Source organism: Chitinophaga lutea (assembly GCF_003813775.1).
Classification (GTDB): domain Bacteria; phylum Bacteroidota; class Bacteroidia; order Chitinophagales; family Chitinophagaceae; genus Chitinophaga; species Chitinophaga lutea.
In genome coordinates this window covers 136,782-159,728 of the sequence record NZ_RPDH01000003.1, presented here as the reverse complement: position 1 = coordinate 159,728, position 22,947 = coordinate 136,782, and the positions used below count along the sequence as shown (strand labels likewise).

At 57.2% G+C, this 22,947-nt stretch carries 14 protein-coding genes; all 14 read left to right on the top strand.

Annotation, left to right across the window (positions count from 1 at the left end; translation table 11 throughout):
* Positions 1–9: 9 nt before the first annotated feature.
* From EGT74_RS23710 to EGT74_RS23645, 14 genes are read left to right on the top strand one after another with little or no spacing between them, the layout of a single operon-like run.
* A complete protein-coding gene (locus EGT74_RS23710) occupies positions 10–1,935 on the top strand; it encodes a phage tail sheath C-terminal domain-containing protein (protein ID WP_123849106.1) in 1,926 nt (641 codons plus the stop codon).
* 29 nt (positions 1,936–1,964) lie between these two features.
* Positions 1,965–2,396 (top strand): phage tail protein, encoded by a 432-nt coding sequence (locus tag EGT74_RS23705; RefSeq protein WP_123849105.1) that lies wholly within the window; start codon positions 1,965–1,967, stop codon positions 2,394–2,396.
* 11 nt (positions 2,397–2,407) lie between these two features.
* Positions 2,408–2,851 (top strand): phage tail protein, encoded by a 444-nt coding sequence (locus EGT74_RS23700; RefSeq protein ID WP_123849104.1) that lies wholly within the window; start codon positions 2,408–2,410, stop codon positions 2,849–2,851.
* A gap of 10 nt (positions 2,852–2,861) precedes the next feature.
* Entirely contained in the window at positions 2,862–3,053 is a 192-nt protein-coding gene (locus EGT74_RS23695; protein WP_123849103.1) for a DUF5908 family protein, read from the top strand.
* A gap of 21 nt (positions 3,054–3,074) precedes the next feature.
* Positions 3,075–3,758, top strand: a complete 684-nt coding sequence (locus EGT74_RS23690; protein WP_123849102.1) for a CIS tube protein — start codon at positions 3,075–3,077, stop codon at positions 3,756–3,758.
* Entirely contained in the window at positions 3,751–5,487 is a 1,737-nt protein-coding gene (gene vgrG, locus EGT74_RS23685) for a type VI secretion system tip protein VgrG (protein ID WP_123849101.1), read from the top strand. The genes EGT74_RS23690 and vgrG overlap by 8 nt, the downstream gene beginning before the upstream one ends.
* 6 nt (positions 5,488–5,493) lie before the next feature.
* Positions 5,494–5,940, top strand: coding sequence for a GPW/gp25 family protein (locus EGT74_RS23680; RefSeq protein WP_123849100.1), 447 nt, complete (start codon positions 5,494–5,496; stop codon positions 5,938–5,940).
* A gap of 9 nt (positions 5,941–5,949) precedes the next feature.
* Positions 5,950–9,492: a baseplate J/gp47 family protein gene (locus EGT74_RS23675; RefSeq protein ID WP_123849099.1), complete on the top strand. Its 3,543-nt coding sequence runs from the start codon at positions 5,950–5,952 to the stop codon at positions 9,490–9,492.
* 18 nt (positions 9,493–9,510) lie between these two features.
* A complete protein-coding gene (locus tag EGT74_RS23670; RefSeq protein ID WP_123849098.1) occupies positions 9,511–12,780 on the top strand; it encodes a hypothetical protein in 3,270 nt (1,089 codons plus the stop codon).
* A gap of 35 nt (positions 12,781–12,815) precedes the next feature.
* Complete coding sequence (locus tag EGT74_RS23665; RefSeq protein ID WP_123849097.1) at positions 12,816–16,040, top strand: hypothetical protein; 3,225 nt, start codon at positions 12,816–12,818, stop codon at positions 16,038–16,040.
* The gene (locus EGT74_RS23660) at positions 16,040–17,488 is read left to right on the top strand and encodes a contractile injection system tape measure protein (RefSeq protein ID WP_123849096.1); all 1,449 of its coding nucleotides are present in this window, start codon (positions 16,040–16,042) and stop codon (positions 17,486–17,488) included. Before EGT74_RS23665 ends, EGT74_RS23660 begins: the two co-directional genes overlap by 1 nt.
* Positions 17,489–17,507: 19 nt before the next feature.
* On the top strand, positions 17,508–21,068 hold the full coding sequence (locus EGT74_RS23655; protein ID WP_123849095.1) for an eCIS core domain-containing protein: 3,561 nt from the start codon (positions 17,508–17,510) through the stop codon (positions 21,066–21,068).
* Positions 21,069–21,073: 5 nt separating this feature from the next.
* Positions 21,074–21,628 (top strand): T6SS immunity protein Tdi1 domain-containing protein, encoded by a 555-nt coding sequence (locus tag EGT74_RS23650; protein ID WP_123849094.1) that lies wholly within the window; start codon positions 21,074–21,076, stop codon positions 21,626–21,628.
* A 1-nt stretch (position 21,629) separates the two neighbouring features.
* Positions 21,630–22,946: an ATP-binding protein gene (locus tag EGT74_RS23645; RefSeq protein ID WP_123849093.1), complete on the top strand. Its 1,317-nt coding sequence runs from the start codon at positions 21,630–21,632 to the stop codon at positions 22,944–22,946.
* Position 22,947: the final 1 nt, after the last annotated feature.

Here is a 22,947-nt window from a genome sequence, read left to right as displayed (position 1 = left end):
ACCCCACACATGTTAAATCTCACCTCCATCAAAACGCCGGGCGTGTATATTGATGAAGTACCAAAGTTCCCGCCCTCCATCGCCGCTGTGGAAACGGCCATTCCGGCCTTCATCGGTTACACGGAAAAAGCGGACCGGCTGGCGCCGCAGGACCTTCACATGGAACCGCTCCGCATCGGCTCCATCGCCGACTACGAACAGTTTTTCGGCGGTGCGCCCAAACCCACGGTGGCCGACATCCAGCTCGACCTCAGCAATAATTTCGTGAGCGCCAAGATCACCAACCAGAAGTTCCTCTACGATGCGCTCCGGCTTTTTTACGCGAACGGCGGCGGGGATTGTTACATCGTGTCGATCGGCCTGCATACCGATACGCCCGACAAAACGCACTTCACCGACGGCCTCAAGGCGCTGGAGAAATACGACGAGCCGACCATCATCCTTTTCCCCGACGCTCCCCTGCTGGCGGTGAACGGGCTGTACGACGTGCAGAAAGCGGCGCTGCTGCAATGCGAGCTGCTCAAAGACCGTGTGGGCCTGTTCGACCTGAAACAGAAAGATTACCAGGGCGTGGACTTCCGCAACAACATCGGCATCAACAGCCTCAAATACGGCATGGCCTACGCCCCGTGGATACAGGTGACGCTCAATAAAAACGTGACCTATAACGACGTCAAAGGCAAGGTGAACAAGGTTGGCAACCCGGTGCCCGATCTGAAAACGCTCACCACCGACAATACCATCAAGGCCGTGATCACGGACCTCGACAACCTGAATACGGACGCCGCCAAAATCGTGACCGACACCAATACCCTCACCGGCAACACCAACCTGCTGGCGGCATTCAACAAAAAGGTGGCAGACGTGCTCACCACGCCCAACGATACGAACCTCGAGGCCCTGTTCAAATATCTTTTCGCGGTGGCGCAAACGCTCAACGGGTACAGCGCCTTTACCAACACCGACCTGAAAACCAGTGCGCAAACCACCATGAGCAACCTGGCCGCCCGGTTCACCGATATCATCAAATACGAGGAAGAGGTGACCGCCGCCGGTACCGGTGTTACCAACTACACGGCGCAAAAACCCGCCGGCGCTTCCGTGAACGCACCGGAATGGGGCACCGTATTCACCGCCAGTCCCGGCCCCTCCGCCATATTGGTGGGCGCTACCGACACCGAAAAGATACAGAGCCTGATCCCCTATCTCGAAACCAGCTTCGGCTTCCTGCTGTCTGCCTACCAGAGCGGCGTGCAGAATGCCGCCGTACAGCTGGCGCGCACCAAAAACGACGCGCTGATCGCAGGGTTCCCCGTATATAAAAACATCATCTCCGGCATCAACAATACTTCCACCGCCATACCGCCGAGCGGCGCCATTGCGGGCATCTTCGCCTTCACCGACAACAACCGCGGCGTATGGAAAGCCCCGGCCAACGTGAGCCTGGCGGCAGTCGACAAACCAGACTTCATCTACACCAACAGCCAGCTCGACCAGCTGAACGTGGACGTGGTATCCGGCAAATCCATCAACGCCATCCGCCCCTTCACCGGCAAAGGCACGCTGGTATACGGCGGGCGCACGCTGGCCGGTAACGACAACGAATGGCGGTATGTGAGCGTGCGGCGGTTCTTCAACATGGTGGAAGAAAGCACCAAAAAGGCCACCGAACAGTTCGTGTTCGAGAGCAACGACGCCAATACCTGGGTGCGCGTGCAGGCCATGATCGAAAACTTCCTCACCACGCTGTGGCGCCAGGGCGCATTGCAGGGCGCTACCACCGACAAAGCCTTTTACGTGGCCGTGGGCCTCGGTAAAACCATGACCGCCCTCGACATCCTCGAAGGCCGCATGATCGTGGAAATAGGCATGGCAGTTGTTCGCCCCGCAGAATTCATCATCCTCCGGTTCTCGCACAAAATGCCGGAAGCATAATCCATCATTCAACTTAAAACACTCATACCATGGCTGAATATCCAATTCCAAAGTTTCATTTCGAAGTCAAATGGGGCGACGCCACCATCGGCTTCACGGAGGTAACCGGTCTTGACCGGCAGGTAGACGTGATCGAGTACCGCGAAGGCCAGAGCAAGGACTATAACAAAGTCAAAATGCCCGGCCTGCAGAAAAGCAGCAACATCACGATGAAGCGGGGCACTTTCCCCAACAAGACCGAGTATTTCGACTGGTTCAAGGAAGTGAACAACCTCGGCAAGATCCAGCGGCGCACCATCACCATCAAGCTGCTCAACGAGGCCCATCAGCCCATCTTCACCTGGTCCGTGCTCAACGCATTCCCCGTGAAAGTGCAGGCCAGCGACCTCAAGGCGGACGCCAACGAGGTGGCCGTTGAAACCATCGAAATCGCCCATGAAGGCATCAGCCTCGTGAAATAAAACTGTTCCTTATGGCCGGTTATTACCCGCCGGTAGGCTTTCACTTCAAAGTGGAGTTCACCGGCCTCGACAAAAACGATAACGACACCCGCTTTCAGGCCGTGACGGGGCTGGCCGTGGAATATGAGACCGAAACGGTGAAAGAAGGCGGCGAGAACAGGTTTGAGCACACCCTGCCCGTGCGCACCAAGTACCCCGACCTGACGCTGAAGCGCGGCATGCTCCACCTCGATTCGAAAATATTCGAGTGGTGCATGAAGGCCTTCCAGGACAGGGAGTTCAAACTCTCCGACGTGATCATCACGCTGCTGAACGAGGAGCACGAGCCCATCCGGACCTGGAACATCGTGGGCGCCTGGCCCAAGAAGTGGACGATTACCGAGCTGAACGCCGAAAACAGTTCCGTGGTGGTGGAAAGCCTCGACCTGCGGTACCAGTATTTTACCATCAGTTAAACGCAACGCAATGCCCATCCAGATCAGGGAACTGCATATCAAGGTGGTGGTGAACGCGGCCGAAAGCCCGCCCAGCAGCACCTCCGCCGACGCCCAGCAGCAAACCGCGGCGGGCGGCGGCAGCGATACCGACAAAGACCTTATCATTTCCGAATGTGTGGAGCAGGTGATGAGCATCCTGCGCGAGAAAACCGAAAAATAACCCCGGCTAAAATGTAACCCCATGAGCTTAGATAAAGGCAAGCTGGAGAAAGTCAAGATCATCGCGTACAAAAAGCCCGAGATGGACGATGCGTCCAAAGCAGGCGAGTTCGACGCGTTCATCAACCCCGAAAGTTACCAGCTCAACTACAAGATCGAATACGCCGAAGGCCAGGGCCAGGGCACCAGCGGCAAGCAGCAGAAATTCAAGGCCATCGCGCCGGACGAGCTGGTGCTCGACCTGCTGTTCGACTCCACCGGCATTGCGGACGGCAAGGCGAAAGACGATATCTGGGACGACATCAAGAAGTTCAAGAAGCTGCTCACCGATTACGAAGGCGAAGCCCACGAGCCGCGCCACTTCCGCGTGATCTGGGGGCCCATGCATTTTGCCGGGCGCATGACCTCGCTCAACATCACGTTCAAACTCTTCAAGCCCGACGGGCACCCCACGCGGGCGCTCGCCAAAGTGGCGTTCAAAAGCAGTGTGGACGACAAGAAACGCGTGGCCAAGGAAGATCCCCTTTCGCCAGACCTCACCCACAAACGCGTGGTGAAACCCGGCGATCATATTTCGCTGAAGTGTTTCGAGCAGTATGAGGATCCCCGTTATTATTTCGACATCGCACGGGCCAACAACCTGACCAATTTCAGGAAGCTGCAGCCCGGCGCCATTCTCCAGTTTTTACCCCTGAAAGATGCCTGAGAACCGCGACATACAAACCTCCGCAACGCCGTCCGTAGCAACGGTCACCCTCCTGTCCGGCGGACAGGCCGTGCCGCGCACCTACCAGATAGCGTCCGTCACCGTTACCCGCGAGATCAACCGCATCCCCGGGGCCGTAATTATTATCCAGGACGGTGAGGCATCCAGACAGACCTTTCCCGCTTCCGACAGCGACGACTTTATTCCCGGCAAGGAAATAGAGATCAAGGCCGGTTACCGCGGGCAGGACGAAACGATTTTCAAGGGCGTGGTGGTGCGCAACAGCATCAAGATCCGCAAAAACACTTCCCTGTTTACCGTGGAATGCCGGGATAAGATATTCCCCGCATCGCTTACGCCCGTCAGCAAATATTACAAGGAGCAGAAAGACAGCGAGATCATCGAGGATATTCTCGGCAAATACCAGCTGCAGAAGGAAGTAGGCGCGACCAGTGTGAAACATAAAGTGGTGGCGCAATACAACCTGAGCGACTGGGACTTCATGCTGCAGCGCGCGCAGGCCGCTGGGCTGTTCTGCGTCATCGAAGACGGCAAGGGCATCATTAAAAAACCCGACCTCGGCGCCTCGCCGGTGGAAACCGTGCAATACGGTTCTTCCCTGCTGGAGGCCGACCTCGAGATGGATGCGCGCACGCAGCCCGATACGCTGAAGGCCTACCTCTGGGACCACTCCGGGCAGGAGCTCAGCGAAGTGGAAGCCGCAGAACCTTCCGGCACGCTGAACGGCAACATTTCCGCCAAAGACCTCGCGAAGAGCGCCGGTTCCCCCGCTCCCCTGCTGCGGCTGAACAGTAAAACCAATGTGCAGGAATTGCAGGCGGCCGCCGATGCGCTGCTGCTCGTGGCCCGGCTCGCCAAAATCGTAGGCCGCGCCAATTTCCAGGGCACCCCGAAAATAAAGCCCGGCACCATCGTGACGATGAAGGGCACCGGCAAACGTTTTGAAGGCAACGTGTTCATCCAGGGCGTGCGCCACCAGATCGCCAACGGCAACTGGACCACCGACGCACAGATCGGCTTTCAGCCCAACGTACCGCTGGCGCCGATGCCTGCCGGGCTGCGGCTCAGCCAGGGCATCACCTCGCTGCACGTCGGCATCGTGACGCAGCTGGAAAGCGACCCCGAAGGCGAAGACCGCGTGCAGGTAGTGCTGCCCTTCATCGACGGTAAAGAAACCGGGATGTGGGCGCGCGTAAGCACGCTCGACGCGGGCAACAAACGCGGTTCGTTTTTCAGGCCCGAAATAAAGGACGAAGTGCTGGTAGGCTTCATCGACGGCAACCCCAATGCACCCGTGATACTGGGCGGCCTCAACAGCAGCGCCCTCCCGGCGCCGCTCCCCGGCAAAGACGATAACGATGAAAAAGGTTTCGTGACCCGCAGCGAGATCAAGATGCTGTTCGACGACGCGAAAAAAAGCTTCCGGCTCGAAACGCCCGGCGCCAACAAATTCGCCATTTCCGACGACGATAAATCCATCAAGCTGGAAGACCAGCACGGCAACAAGATCACGATGAACAGCGACGGCATCAGCATCGAAAGCCCCAAAGACATTAAAATAAAAGCGACCGCCGACCTGAAGGCGGAAGGCAAGTCGGCCGACATCAAAGCCACCATGGGCTTCAAGGCGGACGGCGGCGGCGGTTGCGAACTGACGGCCGGCAACGGCATTACCGCCGTAAAAGGCGGGCTTGTACAAATAAACTGACGGACGATGACAGACACCAATTTTCTCGGCAGGGGCTGGAGCTTTCCCCCCACCTTCAACAAAAGCGGCACGGTAGAGATGCTGGAAGACGTGCAGGACATTTACAGCAGCCTGCACATCCTGCTCACCACGCTGCCCGGCGAGCGCATCATGCAGCCCCGCTATGGCTGCAACATGCAGGAGTTCGTATTCGAGCCGATGGATACGGGGCTGCAAACACTGATGCTGGAGAAAGTGGAAACCGCCATCCTTTTTTACGAGCCCCGCATCAAGATAGATTCACTGAGCATCGACGGCTCGCGGGAATGGGAAGGCGTGCTGTACATCAAGCTCGACTTCACCGTGAAAACGTCCAATTCCCGCTTCAATTTCGTGTACCCCTTCTACATCAGCGAGGGGTCCGAGATCAGCAGTTTCCTGTACGCCCCGGTTAACATCAACGATACATTGTAAACACGCAACATGTCAAAGGATTGTCCACTTGTATTGAACCCCTTGTTCCTGCAACGCAGCGGAACATCCCAGAAGGCCCGGGTGCAACCGGCGCTGGCGCCTTCTTATGCGCCGGTGGACCATCACCAGCCTGAACACGACCTGGTGTTCACGCACCAGCTGTCCGGCCTCATCCGCTACTTCTCCACCCTGAACCAGCCCGACGGCAACTGGCAGGGATTTTTCCGGAACGACGTTACCGTGCAGCTGGCGCTCATCGCCACGCAGGATACCACGGCGTTTACAGACGAACTGAAGGAGCACCTCACGATTCTGCAGGAAGGTAAAATCCCCACTGTACAATCCGCCAAAGCCAAAACACATTTCGGTAAAATATACAGCGCCCTTTATTCGCTGGCCTGGCAGATAGAACAGCTTTCGCTGCACCTTCCGGACGGCCTCGTGCTGAAGTCGGTGATCACGTCGCTGATCGGCACGCGGCTGAAAGACCAGCTCGAAAAGCTGCGGCAGTACAATGCCTCGCCTTCCTCCGCGGTGGATAACGATGCCAATATCGAGCTGAACATCTTCGGCGAGGCGTCCGAGAGTTTCAACCAGGTGATCACGCATACTTTCAGCAGCGCCTGGGCCAGCACCATCGTGGCCGACACCAACATCTACGGCAGCGGCCCGATCGTACGCAGGCTGTTTTTCGCCACCAACCACAACTTTTTCAAGGATGCCGTGGATGTATTCATCAAGGCGCTGTCGCGCATCACCGAGGAAGCCAAAAAGGAACTGCAGCGTACGCTGGGCGAATGGGGCACACATGAACCGCACACCACGCTGTTCCTGTCGTTCCTGAAGCTGCTCTCCTATTCGCGCGAGCACCTCAATACCCTCACCCGCGAGCACCTCGAGCTTTATTATACCGACATATTGCAGCTGGCGAAGAAAGGGCCTGCACCGAACCAGGTGTACATTACCTTCGAGCTGGCGAAGTTCGTGAACGACCACCTCGTGCAGAAAGGCACCCGCCTGAAGGCCGGGAAATTCGCCAACGGCGCGGACGCCTGGTATACCGTCGACGAAGATATCGCCGTGAACACGGCGGTGGTGAGTCACCTGCAATCCGTATTCGTATCCAACAACGAGGATACCGTTGCGACAGTTTCCTCCAACCGCATCTATGCCTCCCCCAAAGCGGATTCCGCCGATGGCGCGGGCGCGCCGTTCGAGGCGCCGCTGACGCCCTGGCATCCCTTTGCCAACAAAACGCGGGTGGACTATGAAAGCATTCAACAGGTCAATATGCCGGCTGCGCGCGTGGGTTTCGCCTTTGCGTCGCGCTTCCTGTTCCTGCGGGAAGGCAACCGCAGCATCCGGCTCATCATCCGCACCGGCAACGACGTAACGGGGCTGGAGCCAGGCGATTTCCAGCTGCATATTACCACCGCCAAAGGCTGGGAGCCCATTCCCATCACCCAGTTCCGCATCAATCCGGACGGGGTGCAGGGATTCGAGATCACCGCCGCCATGCTGGCCAAACAGCCCGGCACGGCGCCGTACAATGCCACCATACACCAGGCGTCGTTCGATACCGTATTGCCGGTGCTGCGCATCACGCTCGTGCACCAGCCCATGCGCGCCTTTGCCTGGCAGTTGCTGAAAAATACCATCATGACCCGCTTCGACCTGACGGTGGCGTCCGATAAACTGAAGAACATTTACGTGCAGACGGATGCCGGCGTGATGGACCCTTCCAAACCGTTCCTGGCGTTCGGGGCCATTCCGCATAAAGGGTCGATGCTGCTGATCGGGTGCGACGAGATATTCCAGAAACCCGGCGCTACCGTTAAACCCGTGTTCGTTTGGCGGCCCGGTACGGTCGATAACCTGGGCGACGTGCCCGAGCTGCACATCCTCCGTCATAACGACGGCTGGAAGGTGATACGCCACCCGCTCAATATTTTCGATACGGTGGACGCCACTTCTTCCAGCGGCAAACTGAAGGAACATTTTTATGTGGATGAATACACGGATATCCCCGCGATATTCAGCGATGTGAACAAGCCTTTCAGTCCTGCCAGCGTAAGCGGCTACGTACGCTACAACCTCACGAACGATCTGAAGTACCAGGAAACGCTGGCCAAGCGCGTCGCCTATTTCGCCGATATCGCCAAAACGGGCAATCCCGCCAGCAGTAAAGAGCCCGGCGTGTTCATACCGCCCACCCTGCAGGAAATGTACCTGCAGTACGAGGCTACGACCAGTGTGGAAGCGGAATTCTTCCATCTGTATCCTTTCGGGGAGAAAAAAGAAAGCGGCGCGGGCGGAACATTGATGCCGCAGTTCAGGCACAATGCCGCGGCGGTAGTGAACAGTCTTGCCGAATTCTACATCGGCATCCGGCAATTCGCCCCGCCGCGCAAGCTGAACATGCTTTTCCAGATCGATGAAAGCACCGCCAACCCGCTCGTGGCCAAACCGGAAGACCATGTGCGCTGGCATTACCTCGCCGGCGACAGCTGGGTGCCGCTGGCCGCCACGGACGTAGCCGACGGCACCAACCAGCTCGTACAGAGCGGCATCATCGCGTTCAGCATTCCGCGCGAAGCCGATACGGCGCATCATGTATTGCCCGGCGGCACCATCTGGCTGAAGGCCACCGTGTCGCAGGACGATGAGGCGGTTTGCAGGATAGTCTCCATTTTGCCGCAGGCCGTGTCCGCCACTTTCGTAACACCCGGCGACCCTTCGCTATCGTTGCCCAATCCCCTTGCCGCGGCCACCATCGCCAAACTGGCCGAGCCCGTGCCCGAAGTGAAAAGCGTGCAGCAGCCGTTCTCTTCATTCGGCGGGTTCCCCGGTGAAACGGAGCAGCAGTTCCACATCCGGGTGAGCGAACTGTTGCGGCACAAAGACCGCGGGATCAACATCTGGGATTACGAGCACCTCATCCTGCAGCAGTTCCCCGGGCTGTACCGCGCCAAATGCATTCCGCATACGCGCCTGGAGCCCGGCAAGTATAATGAGCTCGCGCCCGGCCACGTGACGGTGATCACCGTGCCCAATCTCCAGCGGCGCAACGGCATAGACCCGCTGCGGCCGTTCACCTATGTCAGCGAGCTCGAAAAAGTAAAAGACTACCTGCGCACGCTCATTTCGCCTTTTGTGCAGCTGCACGTGTGCAACCCCGAATACGAACAGGTGCGTGTGGAGGCCAGCGTGCATTTCCATCCGCAATACGACAAAACCCTTTTCCGGGCGCGGCTGCAGGAAGAGATCACCCGGTTCCTCGCTCCCTGGGCTTACCAGGAAGGCGCGGAGCTGCGTTTCGAATCCCGCATCACCAACGCCATGATCGTGAACTTTATCGAAGAACAGTATTACGTGGATTATGTGACCGATGTACGGCTCTATCATGCCGGGGTGGAAAAAGAAACGATCTCGCCCGACCGGCAGACGGCCATCATCGTACCGGTCAAGGCAGCGCAGCATGTGATCACGGTCATCAATCAGAACATTCCCGTACCCGCGCCTGATAACACAGCAGGCTGCGGATGCCCCTAAAAAAGAAGTATCAGCATAATGGAACAGACGCCCTCCATACCCAAAACCCCGAAGCTTCGACCACCGGAAGATTTTTACTTCCTGCGGCAGCAAGGCATTCAGTACATCCAGCAGTTGGGCAGCAAGTTGTGGACCGACTACAACTTCCACGACCCCGGCATCACCACGCTGGAACTGATGTGTTTTGCCCTTACCGACCTGGCGTACCGGACCGGCTTCAGCCGCAAAGACATCTTCGCCGCCTACCTGTCGCAAAGCCAGCTGCACAGCCAGGCGTTTTTCGAGGCCCACGAGATACTCACCATCAATCCCCTCACTATCCGCGACTACCGCAAGCTGCTGATAGACCAGGCCGGCATCCAGAATGCCTGGTTGATACCGCGGGTATGCCATTGCGACGACACGCCCGCCGCCGATGAGCCCTGCGGCGACCACTGCAACTGCGAAACAGAGTTTTACGCGGACGAAAAGGCCGGCAAACTGACCTATCAGCCCAAAACCAGCGGCAACCTGCAGCCCAACGAAAAAGTCAGCGTAAAAGGGTTGTACGACGTGCTGATCGAATTCGAAAGCGACCCCGTGTACGGCGACATCAACGACGGCCGGGTGTACCAGACGCTCATTTACGATAACGACGAGCGGAAGGATGCCGTGCTCGAACTGCGCCTTCCCGACTATACCATCGTGACGCAGCGCTGGGACGAACTGCAGCTGCTCACCGACCCCGCCCGCAAAGTGACGCAGGTGGTGGTCAAATCGATTCTCGGAAAAGACGGGCTGCCCGTCACCAACGCCAACGTGGCCAAGGCCGTGCGCCAGGCCATACAGATAGACCTCGATGTAACGCTCGATAACGGCGTCATCATCGCCCTCACCTCCGCCGTCCTGAATGTGTATATCCCTTCATCCGGCGCCGCCGTGCTGAAAGCCGACGATATCACCAAAGCCATCCAGGACGCCGCCGGCATCGTGCACACGTATAAAAAGAACATCGAAAAAATCCACGTGCTGCTCGGTGAAACGCGCAAGAACCTCCATGCCCACCGCAACCTCGATGAAACGTTCTGCAACGTGAGCCTGGTGCCGATGGAAGACGTAAGCGTCTGTATGGACATCGAGCTGCAGCCCGATGCGGACATCGAAAAAGTGGAAGCTGAAATCATCGTGCGCATCGAACAATACCTGAACCCCACCATTCCCGTATATACCCTCGCGCAGCTGCTCAACGAAAAATACCCGGTGACGGCTATTTTCAACGGGCCGTTGCTGCAGAACGGGTTCATCCGCAACGAAGACCTCGACAAGGCCACGCTGCGGAGCGAAGTGTATGCCTCCGATATGATCAACGAGATCATGGACATACCCGGCGTGATTTCCGTCACCAATTTCCTGATGACGAGTTACGACAGTCGCGGCGACGTGATCTACCACAGCCGCCCCTGGGCATTGCCCATCACCGAAGGTCACCAGCCCCGGCTGTACCTGCAGCGTTCCAAGTTCCTCTTTTTCAAGAACGGTTATCCCTTCCTGAAAGCCAGCAACGAGGAGCTCAATGCCACCCTGCAGTTCCTGCGCGGCAACCGCGAGCACATGAAAACGGCCGGCGTCAAAAACACGCTCGACCTGCCTGTGGGCGAGGTGCGCGACTTTGAAGACTACTACCCCGTACAATATTCCTTCCCGGCCACTTACGGCATCAGCGAAAGCGGCCTGCCCGACGGTGTTTCCGACCTGCGCAAGGCACAGGCCCGGCAGATGAAAGCTTACCTGCTGTTCTTCGAGCAGATACTGGTGAACTACCTCGCCCAGCTCCAGCACATCGGCGAGCTGTTCATACTCGACGAAACGAAAACGCGGAGTTATTTCACCCGCCTGCTGGGCAATGCCGACGTGGAGAACATCACCGACCTCTATTTCCCTACGCTGAACGCCGCGAAGCTGCAGGACCTGAAAGAGCCCGGCCAGAGCGGTCTTGCCCGCCGCAACCAGTTCATGGACCACCTGATGGCCCGCTTTGCCGAGAATTTCACGGACTATGCGCTGCTGCAGTACAGCGAGATACAGGCCAACAAGGAAACCGCGCTGGCCGACCTGCTGAAGGTCAAGACCAATTTCCTGAAAGCGTATCCAAAGGCCAGTCCCAACCGCGCCCGGGCCATCGACCATACCATTGCATCGCCCTGCAACATCCTCAACATTGCCGGGCTGCAGCTGCGGCTGAGCGCCATGCTCAATATCCCGGATGTGGAAGACATGGTGATCATCGAGCACCTGCTGCTGCGGCCCCGCATACCCGGCCAGCTGCTGCTGCCCATTTGCCTCGACGACGGCTGCCACACCTGTTACGACAACGACCCGTATTCTTTCCGGCTCACGTTTGTGATGCCCGGTTGGCATGTGCAGAACAAAAAGATCGAATACCGGCGTTACGCCGAAAACACGATCCGGCTCGAAACGCCGTCGCACCTGCTGCCCAAGATCTGCTGGGTTGCCAACGAGGCATGCCCCGGCACTTTGCTCTGCGACCTCACCGACCTGTTGTGGAACGCGCAGAACCCTGTGCCCGCCAAAACCGGCGTACTGGAACATGAAATGTGCCTGCGCACCGTGGCCATCATCGCCGCCATGAACGAAGCCTACCGCGACAAGATGCAGGAGAAGGGGCATTCCCCGCTCGTGCAGGCAGAAGCCGAGGCCGTTTATGATGCAGCCGTGGCGCCGCTGGTGGCCGCCATCAGCACCATTCCCGCGTCCGCCCATGCCGGTATCCGCACCTGGGTGGTGAACTACTGGCTGAACAATTCCGCCTGTTTCATTTACAGCCGCCTTAAAAAAGCCTGGTGCGCCTGGCTGGTGGAAAACGCCAAACTCCAGCCCAAAGACGCCTATCTCGAAAAGCGGCTGCGCAGGCTGCTCACGTTGCAACCGGCCAACAAGAACGTACCGGAGAAGGAGCTGTGCAAATGCGTGACCGGCATCATGCAGCAATACACGCACGCCATCCACCAGTGGGTGAAGATCCACTACGCCGCCGGCTTGCAGAAGGTATCGTTCGACGCCATGATCAATGCCCTCACGCCCACCTGCGCCGGCATCGATACCGACGCCGTGAACGCCCTTTTCATCAGCTTTTACGACAACGATAAAATACAGCTGCTGCAAACGCATGCGGTGCTGATACAATTGTTATACGAACTGAAGAGCATTTATCCGCCAGCCACCCTGCACGACTGCGAGGATGGGAACGACACGAACCCCGTACGCCTTGGCGCCACCGCTTTAGGTTAAGGTATATTATTCAATCATTGAAGCCCATAACAGATATGATACCGTTAATTGAAAACTACCCGCAATTTGAAGTGAACCAGGTGCTCACGAAAGACCAGCTGAACACCCTCTTTGCCTATACGGACGAGCAGGGCCGCCTCACGCGCAGCCACCTCATCGGCGTCGGCATCGTGTGCGGGCTGAACGTGGTCACGGCGGCCAACGGCACGTCCATCACCGTTACACGCGGCTGCTGCGTCACCTCCGAAGGCTACCTCGCCATCCAGGATGCAGACATCGTGCATAAATTCCAGCGGCCTTACAAAGTGCCGAAAGATGTGAAGTATCCCCCGCTCGACGTGAACGAGGCGCAGCACCCCATCATGGAGCTGCTGCCGGCCGCACCGATCGGCGACGGTACGGTGAAGCCGATCGACAACGTGAATAACTACCTCAACGGTAAAGTGGTGATACTGTTCGTGGAGCTGAGCAAAACGGCGAATAAAAACTGCCTGCCCAATTCATGCGACGACAAAGGCGCCACCATTTCCGTAACCGTCCGCACGCTGCTGATCAAAAAGGAGCTGGCGGACCTGCTGAAGACCAACATCCCTTACTATACCACCAAAAATAACCTGCCCGATCTGCGCATGCCGCGGTTCGACGTACTGTCCACCAACCTGCGCACGACCGACGATGTGGTGAACGCCTACCGCAACATCCTCACCAAAACCTTCATCAGCGATGTGGTGGCGGCTAACCTTACGAATGCCGTGGCTGCTTTCGGTTTTCTCGGCATCCCGGTGAACGACCTCAATACGGCCATCCAGAAAATAAAGGCCTTCCCGTTCGACGGGACCAACAAACTGCAGCTGGCGCGGCAATACTATTACCAGTACTATTATGATTTCATCAGCGACCTCATTGAAGCTTACAACGAAATAAAAGACCGGGCGGCGCCGATACTGGCCGCCTGTTGTCCTGACCCTGCCTGGTTCCCGCGGCATGTATTCCTCAAAGAAGCCATCAACCCGCCGGAGCCCAGCCAGTATCGCCATTATTTTATCCCTTCGCCCGTGCTGGCGAAGGAAGGGCAAAGAGCCGAAGAGATCGTGCAATTGTTTAACCGGTTGTACCTGATGCTCGGTTCTTTCCCTGAGATTGTGGCGCCGACGATCCTCAACGGGAACGGGGTGCTCAATTCCGACCTGCGGGTAACCCCTTCCCTGATGGGCGGCAGCCTGTCCGTGAAATCCATTCCGCACTACTATGCGCAAACGGTGCAGGGGAACGGCAAGCGGCTGTTCGAGCACTGGAACTACAAACTCACCAAAGCCGGGAGGGCCAACCAGAATCTGTCGTACCGCGCCGTGGAATACCCGGCCGTGGCCGACTTCGTGAAAACGCCGTTGCGGTACGACCTGGAACCGTATAACTTTTTCAGGATAGAGGGTCATGTGGGCAAAAACTACAAGGCCGTGCTCAAGTACCTGACCAGCGTGCGCAAAAGCAACCGGCTGCCGTTCGACATCGTGGCCGTCAAGACCGGCAACAAGGCGGACAATGTCGATATCGCCTCTTTTACCGCGCATTTCGACGACCTGGAAACGAATTACCTCCTGCTGCGGGAAAACGTGCAATGCAAGGGCGCGACCGTGCTCAATCCCATCACCTCCCTGTCCCAGGTAACGCCGCAGATCATCCAGGCCCTCCGGAACATTACCGCCGCCAATTACAAATGCGAGGCGGACGAACTGGAAGAACTGGTGGCCGCCTACAAGAAACGCCTCGATGCGCTGAAAGAAGCTTTCCTGCTCAGCAACTACGCCGAAAAACACGTGGGCCTGCAACATAAAGGCGGCGTGCCCGTGGGCGGCACCTTTATACTGGTGTACCATGGCGATATGGTAGCGCCTCCGCCGGTGGGCGGCAATTCCAACCTGCTGACGGTGGTGGAGATCGACGCCGGCGCCAATGCCTACAACAAATACACCGTGAACCAGCAGATGGCCAAGCTGTACAATGTAGACGCCAAGGCGCTGCAAACGTACACCACGCTGGTGGAAGCCCTCAACCCCGACGACCCGAAAACGAAGAAGATCGCGGAAGATGCGTTCATGGCCATGATGCCGAAAAACACGATCGGCAGGAATCCGAACAACCGGTTCGTCCGCGACATCCTGGCCGGCACCACCGTGGAAGTGACGGAAGGCATCGTGTTCGCCGACTTCTTCCTGCCCTACATCATCAGCAACGACGGCACGCCGGTGCAGTACATCATACAGGAAGCCCAGCAACCGCTGGAACTGATCATCGAAGACGAAGAATGCAAGGAAAGCGTCAACGTGGTGACGTTCCGCATCAACGGCGGTATTGCGCCGTATTATCAGAACGGGGTGGAAGTGAAAAGCAAATTCACCCGCACCTTCGGCTCCAACCAGGGCGGGCAGGTCACCGTGCTCGACAGTACGAACGCTTCTTCGTCCGTGACCGTGGCCCCCAAAACATGCGAGCCCGCCTGCGACAGGCCCTGCAACGGCATTACCTACGCCTGCAAATACCCGATGTGGCTGGCGAAACCGGCCGATACTTACCAGGAAGGCGCTATTGAAGTGTCGTTTGCCTACGTCACCATCGAAGACGGCGATTCCGCGGTGATCTACGACGAAGATTTTACGGAAGAGATGAAGAATGCCCTCCAGTTCAAACAGATCAGCAACGCCAATTACGACGAGGTGATCACCGAGCTGTGCAACATGATCACGGAAGACATCATGAAACGCCTGCGCGGCACCGGGCGGGTGCAATTCGAATACGACATACGGTCCGGCAGAGAGGGAACGGGCTTGCTGCAAATTACGTCCCCGCAGTGTTACAAGGTGGAGTTTTCCGTATCGCTCCAGGTGAACGGTGTTTTCTACGAATACCGTTATACCAACACCGGCGTGTACATCACCGCGCGGTACAAGGAGCGGCAGTTCCAGACCCGCATCCCCAAATTCGGCTGCCTCATTACCGATTGCGACGACAAACCGCTGAACGATCCCTGCATGGCCGATGAATTCGACATTGGTACCGACGGCAACCTGCTGGTGATTTCCAACCCGGAAAGTTACAAAGCGATATACTGGATCGTCAACGACGCCGTGCCTGCTTTCGGGATAGGCGCGCAGCTGGAGCTGGAGCAGACATTGAGCAATCCGGTGAACGTCCGCGTGATCGTGCTCAGCGAAAACGGTTGCTGGAATTATCATGACATCACGAAAACCATGGACTTCTGATGGCGATGCATCTGATACAGAAGCAGACCGTGGAGGTGATCCTGAACGGCACTGAAGCGCAGGCGCTGGAATTGCAGCGGCTCGTGGCTTCATTGTGTGAAAGCAGGTTGACTGCGGCCATCGAAAAAGTCTTGGATTTATATGACAATGAAAACATCATAATTGATTATCTTAGTATAAATGTGGACGGCCTTGATGCCGGCAACCTCGAGGAGGCGATCACCGCCTCGGTTGCCACCCAGCTGGAGGCCGCCCTTTCCAGCAGGGCCCAGCCCAAAAGGAGCGCGGCCCCTGCCCCTGCGAACGACGGTAATTTGATAGTGTATAAAAGAGATGCACAAAGTGTAACAGAAAGTAGGGTTGAGTTGGTACTTTTTCATTTTTTGCGGACAGGCGTCCTCCTCTGGTGGGCATCCCCTGACCAAGTCAAAGTTTGGGAAGCTGCTTTACTCAACCTTCTTTCCGCATCTCCCGGCACGGCGCAGGAACTTCGCACCCTTCTTTACCAACATCCCGCCGCAAGGCAACGTTTCCTTTTACAGTTTTCACGTCCGTGGCAGCAACAGATATTGCCGTTGCTGCATGATACGGCCTATGCCCGCACGCTGGCCGTACGCCGCATTTTGCTGGCCCTCTCTCCCATCACGTTTGCCGCTGCGGAGCGGCAGTTTTTCAGCTGGCAGTTAAAGGCGGTCGTGCAGGGCGATGCCCCCCTCCTGTCTATGGCTTCCGGTGCAATGACGCAGCTGGCCTATGCTGCCGTGCCCGAATTACGGACATTGTCCGCCGCCGGCATACGGGAACGCTTACACGGGATCAGCACCGGTGAAGCGATGCAAACGGCGGAGGAAAAGGAAACCCTGGTGCAGTGCGTATTGTCGACGCTGCAACAAACACCGGCCGCAACACCTGCGGAAGAGATGCTGCCGGACGATGAATACGATTCCTATTACATTCACAACGCCGGCCTCATTTTGCTGGCGCCGTTCATTGCCCCGTTTCTCCGCAATTGCGGCGCGGCGGACGGCAATGGCCTGCTGCGCGAAGGATATGCCGCGGCCCTGCTGGAATACCTGGCCACGGGCCGTACCGGCGTGGGAGAACATGAAATGGTTTTCAACAAAATATTATGCGGCATCCCCGTGCAGCGCCCCATCGAAAAGATCAATTCGCTGGAAGCGGCGCACATCGGGGAAGCCGAGGATTTACTGCGCTCCGTGATCGGTAACTGGCCGGTGCTGAAAAACACCAGCATCGACGGGCTGCGCAGCAGTTTCCTGCAGCGGGCCGGCAAACTGTCGGCCAAAGACAGTGAAGGCAACTGGCTACTGCAGGTGGAAAGCCTGAGTTACGACGAATGGCTGCTGGGCGAACTGCCCTGGGGATACCAGGTCACCGCGCTGCCGTTCGGCAAACCCAAAAAACTGATCTGGACGGAATGGATTTAAAACGTTAAACCCCGGATGCATGAAATCAGGTGCAGATACGGCTGCTAAAACCTCTGTCGCCAACCCGCCGCAGAAAAAATCATCTTCGCAGAAAAGCGAGGAAAAGCCGTTTTTTGCCTCCTCCTCCACCCCCGTCCAGGCCAAACTGAAAATCGGCGCACCCAACGACCCCGCTGAAAAGGAAGCCGATCAGATGGCGGACAAAGTGATGCGCGCGCCGGTTACAGACGGTAAAAAAACCGCCGATAAAGACAAGAAAGTACAAACGAAAGCCGCGCCCGAAAAAGGCCCTAAAAAGCCGCCTGTAAAACCGTCGCCAGCGCCTGAACAGCCCAAGCCCGCCGCGGCGAAAATGGACAAGGTGCAGATGAAAGCAGCACCGGCGCAGGAAGAGAAACCCGCGATGAAAGAGGCGCCCCCGAAAGACGACAAGGTGCAGAAAAAAGAGGCGCCGCCTGCGAAAGATGAGAAGGCGCCGGTGAATACCGCTCCATCGAAAGAAGATAAAGTACAGAAAAAAGAAGCCGCCAAGGACGAGAAGGCGCCCGCCCCGGCGAAGGAGGATAAAATACAGAAAAAAGAAGCCGCTCCCGCGAAAGACGATAAAGTGCAGATGAACGCTGCGCCGAAGGAAGACAAGGTGCAGCGGAAAGGGGAAGGCACACCATCGTCCGCCATCAACGACCTCGGCGAAGGCATCCGCCAGCAAAGCGGCGGCGGCCATGCATTGTCTGACGACACGAAAAACTTCATGGAGCACCGCTTCAATGCCGACTTCAGCAACGTACGCATCCACAGCGGGCCCGACGCGTCCAAACTCAGTAATGAAGCCGGCGCCAAGGCGTTCACTTACCAGAATCACATCTTCTTCAACCAGAACGAATACCAGCCCGGCACCTCCGGCGGTAAACAGCTGCTGGCCCATGAGCTGACCCACGTGGTGCAGCAGGGCCACAGCGTACAACGTACGGAAGCGCCCGCAGCGCCGCGCGTTGAGCCGCAGGTGCAGCGCATCGAACTGCGCATTCCCTCCTGGCAGGATGCGCTCGACTGGATGTCTGAAAAAGCGCACACCTATGTACCCGGTTTCCGGATGTTCACCATCGTGGTGGGCACCAACCCCATTACCGGCGCCAGCGTGGATACCAGCGCCGCCAACATCCTGCGGGCCATCGTCGAATTCCTGCCCGGCGGCGGCCTGATCACCCAGGCGCTGGAGAAATACAGCGTGTTCGAGAAAGCCGGCAGCTGGGTGGAAGGCAAACTCAAGAAATTCTCCAACCTCGTCAGCCAGATCATCAACGGCATCAACCAGTTCAGGAGCGAACTGGATCTGTCCGATATCATATTCTCTCCCGGCCAGACCTGGGACCGGGCCGTCAGCATTTTCAGCACGCCGGTGAACGACGTGATCAGCTTCATCAAGGGGCTGTTCGAAGAGATCATGCAGTTCATCCGCGACGCCGTGCTCAAACCGCTCGCCGCATTAGCCGCCAAAGCGCCCGGTTTCGACCTGCTCTGCGCCGTGATCGGTTTCAACCCCATCACCAACGAATCCGTGCCCCGCAATGCGGACACGCTCATCGGCGGGTTCATGAAAATGATCGGGCGGCAGGACATCTGGGACAATATCAAGAAAGGCAACGCGGTAGACAAAGCCTTCGCCTGGTTCCAGAAAGCCATGAAGGGGCTGATGGACATGGTAAAATCTTTCCCGCAGGATTTCATCGCCATGCTGAAATCCATCGAGGTGATGGACTTTATCATCCTGCCCAACCTCTTCTCCAAAGTATTCAAGGTATTCGGCGGTTTCGCGGCTTCGTTCGCGGACTGGGCGATGAATACCATCTTCGACCTGCTGGAGATCATCTTCTCCGTGGTAGCCCCGGGCGCCATGCCTTACCTGCAAAAGGTGCGCGGCGCGTTCAAGTCCATTCTCGAAAAGCCGATGGTGTTCGTAGGCCACCTCGTCAACGCCGCCAAACAGGGCTTCAACCAGTTCAAGAACCGCTTCGGCACCTGGCTGAAAAAAGGCCTGATCGACTGGCTGCTGGGCTCGCTGAAAGGGGCCAACATCTACATTCCACAGGCGTTCACACTGAAAGAGATCATCAAGCTCGGCCTGTCCGTATTCGGCCTCACCTGGCAGAACGTTCGCGGCAAACTGGTGAAAGCCATCGGCGAAACTGCCGTGGTAGCCATGGAAGCCGGCTTCGACGTGGTGCAGACGCTGGTGAACGAAGGGCCGGCGGCGGCATGGGACAAAATGCAGGACAAAATCGAAGAACTCAAAGCACAATTCATTTCAGAGGTTACTACCTATGTGACCGTTACCGTGGTGCAGGCCGCCATCGTGAAACTGCTCAGCAGCCTCAACCCTGCGGGAGCATTCATACAGTCCATCATCTCCATTTACAACACCATCATGTTCCTCGTGCAGAAAATACAGCAGATCGCGCAGGTGGGCATGGCGGTGATCGACAGCATGGTGGAAATTGCCGGCGGCGCCATCGGCAAAGCGGCGAACAAGGTGGAAAGCGTGCTGGGCGGCATGCTGAGCCTGGCCATCAGTTTCCTCGCCAACTTCCTCGGCCTCGGCAAGATCTCCGACAAGGTGGTGACCATCATCAAGAAGCTGCGTGCGCCGGTAGACAAGGCGATCGACAAGGTGATCGACTGGGTGGTGAAAGTAGGCAAGAAGTTCCTCGCCAAAGCCAAGGAAAAACTGATGGGCTGGCTGAAGATCCGCAAAACCTTCACAGGCGGCGATCAGAAATCACACTCCGTGTATTTCAAGGGCAAAGACGAAAGCGCGGAAATTTACATCGCTTCCACCCCAACCCTGGCCAACGACTACCTGACGCGGCTGCAGGGCCTCGACCCGGCCAATGTGGGCCCGGTGAACACGGCCCGCGGCATCCTGAGCAAGATCGGGCAGATCAAACGCACACCCGCAGACACGCCCCCCGAGGCCGCCAAAAAACAGGCCGACCTCGATACGCAGTTCACCCTGCTGGCCGGCGTACTTTCCCAGCTCAAAGGGACGGACAACCTGAAAGACAAAATGGACGTGGTAGCCCTTACCTTTGTGAAGAATCCCGCGCATCCGGCCGGGGAGTTCCAGCATCAGCTCAAAATGCAGGAGGTGGCCATCAACAATATGAAGATCGCGAACTGGCTGGCCAACCGCTACAACTTCGAGAAACTGGGCAGGGACACGCCGGGCCTCGACCGTGGCAAGCGAATGGAACGGCAGAAGCTGTTGTCGAAATACCTGAAAGAATCGTACGACGAACTGAAGATCACGTCGCCCACCCTGAAACCGCCCGCGCTCGACATCAAGGCGAAGAGCATGGCCGAAAGCAAAACGGACGCGTTCCTGTCCGGCAAGGCATTGCTGCATGAAGTGGACCAGGTGGCAGGCGGTGAAGGCGACAAATTCGGCGGGCACGGCGCCACCAACGTCAACTCATCGCTGGGCAGCCAGTGGAAAACGCAGGTGCCGCTCATTGTACAGGGCGTGGAAAAAGTGAAACCCGCCAAACATTCCAGTGAAAACGTGAAGATCAAAATAAACTGACGACCATGGACGAAATAGATATCTTCCTCCGCAAACACCCGAAAGACGAGGGAACGTTTACGCCCGCGAGTGAAGCCACCATCCGTAAATACACCGGCAAAGTACCGGACTTCCTGATAGAGATGTGGAAAGCCGACGGCTTCTGCTCTTTCAATAACGGATTTTTCTGGCTGGTGGACCCGGACGACCTGCGGCAGGAAACGGAACAGGCCGCGGATTTACAAGGTGTGACGCCGCTCGTGCGCACGGGGCTCGGCGGGGTCATTTTCGAACAGGGCGGCACACATCACTCTTTCGATCCCGCGTACCTCGATGTAACGACGTATGAGGAGTTCGGTCTTGCCGACCTGCTCAACTTCTCCGTTACCGCCGATGAATCGCTGAACGAATACTATTATTTCAACCTGTACGAAAAAGCGCGGAAGCGGCTGGGGCCCATTACGTACGAAGAATGTTACGGTTTTGTGCCGGCCATCGCACTGGGCGGGGAGCTGAACGCCAACAATCTGCAAAAAGTGGAGTTAAAATCCTATCTGCAAATCCTTTCACAACTCGAATAACATGACCCCGTATTCTTTTCATATTCCCCTCCAATACCTGCGCAGTTACATCTCCGGCCGCCTGGCGCTGCACTTCGGCAAAACCGACGACGTAACGGTAGATGCCGATGCGTACTGGCACGACGGGAGCCCGTTCGCCCTCTGGATGGAAGAGCAGCAGCCGGACGCCGATGAATACGTGTGCCTGCTGCTGGCCCTGGCGCCTCATCTGCAACCCTCCTTTTACGACGACATCATCAAAGAATACCTGCCCGACGGCAGCAATTTCATCGACTTCGGCGGTTCCAAAAGCCTGCACCACCGCGGCACCCTGCCCACCGGCGAAACCCTCCTGTTCATCCTGGCCGGCAACGACGTGAACCGCCGGGTAGAGCTGCAGCACCGCCTGCTGCATGGCAGCGTATTTTTCAGGAAAGGCATCCTTTCCATCGAAACGGTCCCCTACGGCGAACCGATGATGGGCGGGCGGCTCGTGCTGGCCGAAGAAACACTGGAGTTCTGGCTCACCGGGCAAATCAGCCACCCCCGTTTTTCCTCCGAGTTTGCGGCGGAATACATCAGCACTTCCCGCGAATGGGACGATCTTGTACTGAACGGTTACACCCTCCAGCAAATCCGCGAAATCGAAGAATGGATCAAACACCACCATACGCTGCTGCACGAGTGGCAGTTCGGACAGCGGATGAAACGCGGCTACTGCGCGTTGTTCCACGGCCCTCCCGGCACGGGCAAAACCATGGCGGCCACGTTGCTGGGCAAATCCACCGGGCTCGACGTGTTCCGGATAGACCTGTCCAAAGTGGTATCGAAATACATCGGTGAAACGGAGAAAAACCTTTCAAGGATATTTGACCGGGCGGAACAGAAAAAGTGGATCCTCTTTTTTGATGAGGCGGATTCGCTGTTCGGCAAACGCACCGAAATCCATGACGCGCACGACAAATACGCCAACCAGGAAGTGGGTTACCTGTTGCAGCGCATCGAAAGCTACAACGGCCTCATCATCCTCGCTTCCAACTTCAAAGCCAATATGGACGAGGCTTTCCTTCGGAGGATGCAGAACGTGGTGTACTTCCCGGTGCCTTCCGCAACAGAACGTTATATTCTCTGGGAACGGTCGTTCCCCGAACGGGTGAAGTTTGCCAGCGACATTTCGCTCGAGCATATTTCGAACGAACACGAGCTCACCGGCTCGAACATCAACAACATCGCCTATTTCTGCTGCCTGAAGCTGATCAGCAACCAGAAAGAAGAAATCACTTCGCCGGAGCTGCTCTACGCCATCCGCCGGGAACTGGTGAAGGAAGGAAAGGGATAAG

Excerpts from the sequence above, each read along its gene's own strand:
- EGT74_RS23690 (WP_123849102.1), top strand. The coding sequence starts at position 3,075 with ATGAGCTTAGATAAAGGCAAGCTGGAGAAAGTCAAGATCATCGCGTAC.
- EGT74_RS23675 (WP_123849099.1), top strand. The coding sequence starts at position 5,950 with ATGTCAAAGGATTGTCCACTTGTATTGAACCCCTTGTTCCTGCAACGC.
- EGT74_RS23645 (WP_123849093.1), top strand. The coding sequence starts at position 21,630 with ATGACCCCGTATTCTTTTCATATTCCCCTCCAATACCTGCGCAGTTAC.
- vgrG (WP_123849101.1), top strand. The coding sequence starts at position 3,751 with ATGCCTGAGAACCGCGACATACAAACCTCCGCAACGCCGTCCGTAGCA.
- EGT74_RS23650 (WP_123849094.1), top strand. The coding sequence starts at position 21,074 with ATGGACGAAATAGATATCTTCCTCCGCAAACACCCGAAAGACGAGGGA.
- EGT74_RS23660 (WP_123849096.1), top strand. The coding sequence starts at position 16,040 with ATGGCGATGCATCTGATACAGAAGCAGACCGTGGAGGTGATCCTGAAC.
- EGT74_RS23705 (WP_123849105.1), top strand. The coding sequence starts at position 1,965 with ATGGCTGAATATCCAATTCCAAAGTTTCATTTCGAAGTCAAATGGGGC.
- EGT74_RS23710 (WP_123849106.1), top strand. The coding sequence starts at position 10 with ATGTTAAATCTCACCTCCATCAAAACGCCGGGCGTGTATATTGATGAA.
- EGT74_RS23670 (WP_123849098.1), top strand. The coding sequence starts at position 9,511 with ATGGAACAGACGCCCTCCATACCCAAAACCCCGAAGCTTCGACCACCG.
- EGT74_RS23695 (WP_123849103.1), top strand. The coding sequence starts at position 2,862 with ATGCCCATCCAGATCAGGGAACTGCATATCAAGGTGGTGGTGAACGCG.
- EGT74_RS23655 (WP_123849095.1), top strand. The coding sequence starts at position 17,508 with ATGAAATCAGGTGCAGATACGGCTGCTAAAACCTCTGTCGCCAACCCG.
- EGT74_RS23680 (WP_123849100.1), top strand. The coding sequence starts at position 5,494 with ATGACAGACACCAATTTTCTCGGCAGGGGCTGGAGCTTTCCCCCCACC.
- EGT74_RS23700 (WP_123849104.1), top strand. The coding sequence starts at position 2,408 with ATGGCCGGTTATTACCCGCCGGTAGGCTTTCACTTCAAAGTGGAGTTC.
- EGT74_RS23665 (WP_123849097.1), top strand. The coding sequence starts at position 12,816 with ATGATACCGTTAATTGAAAACTACCCGCAATTTGAAGTGAACCAGGTG.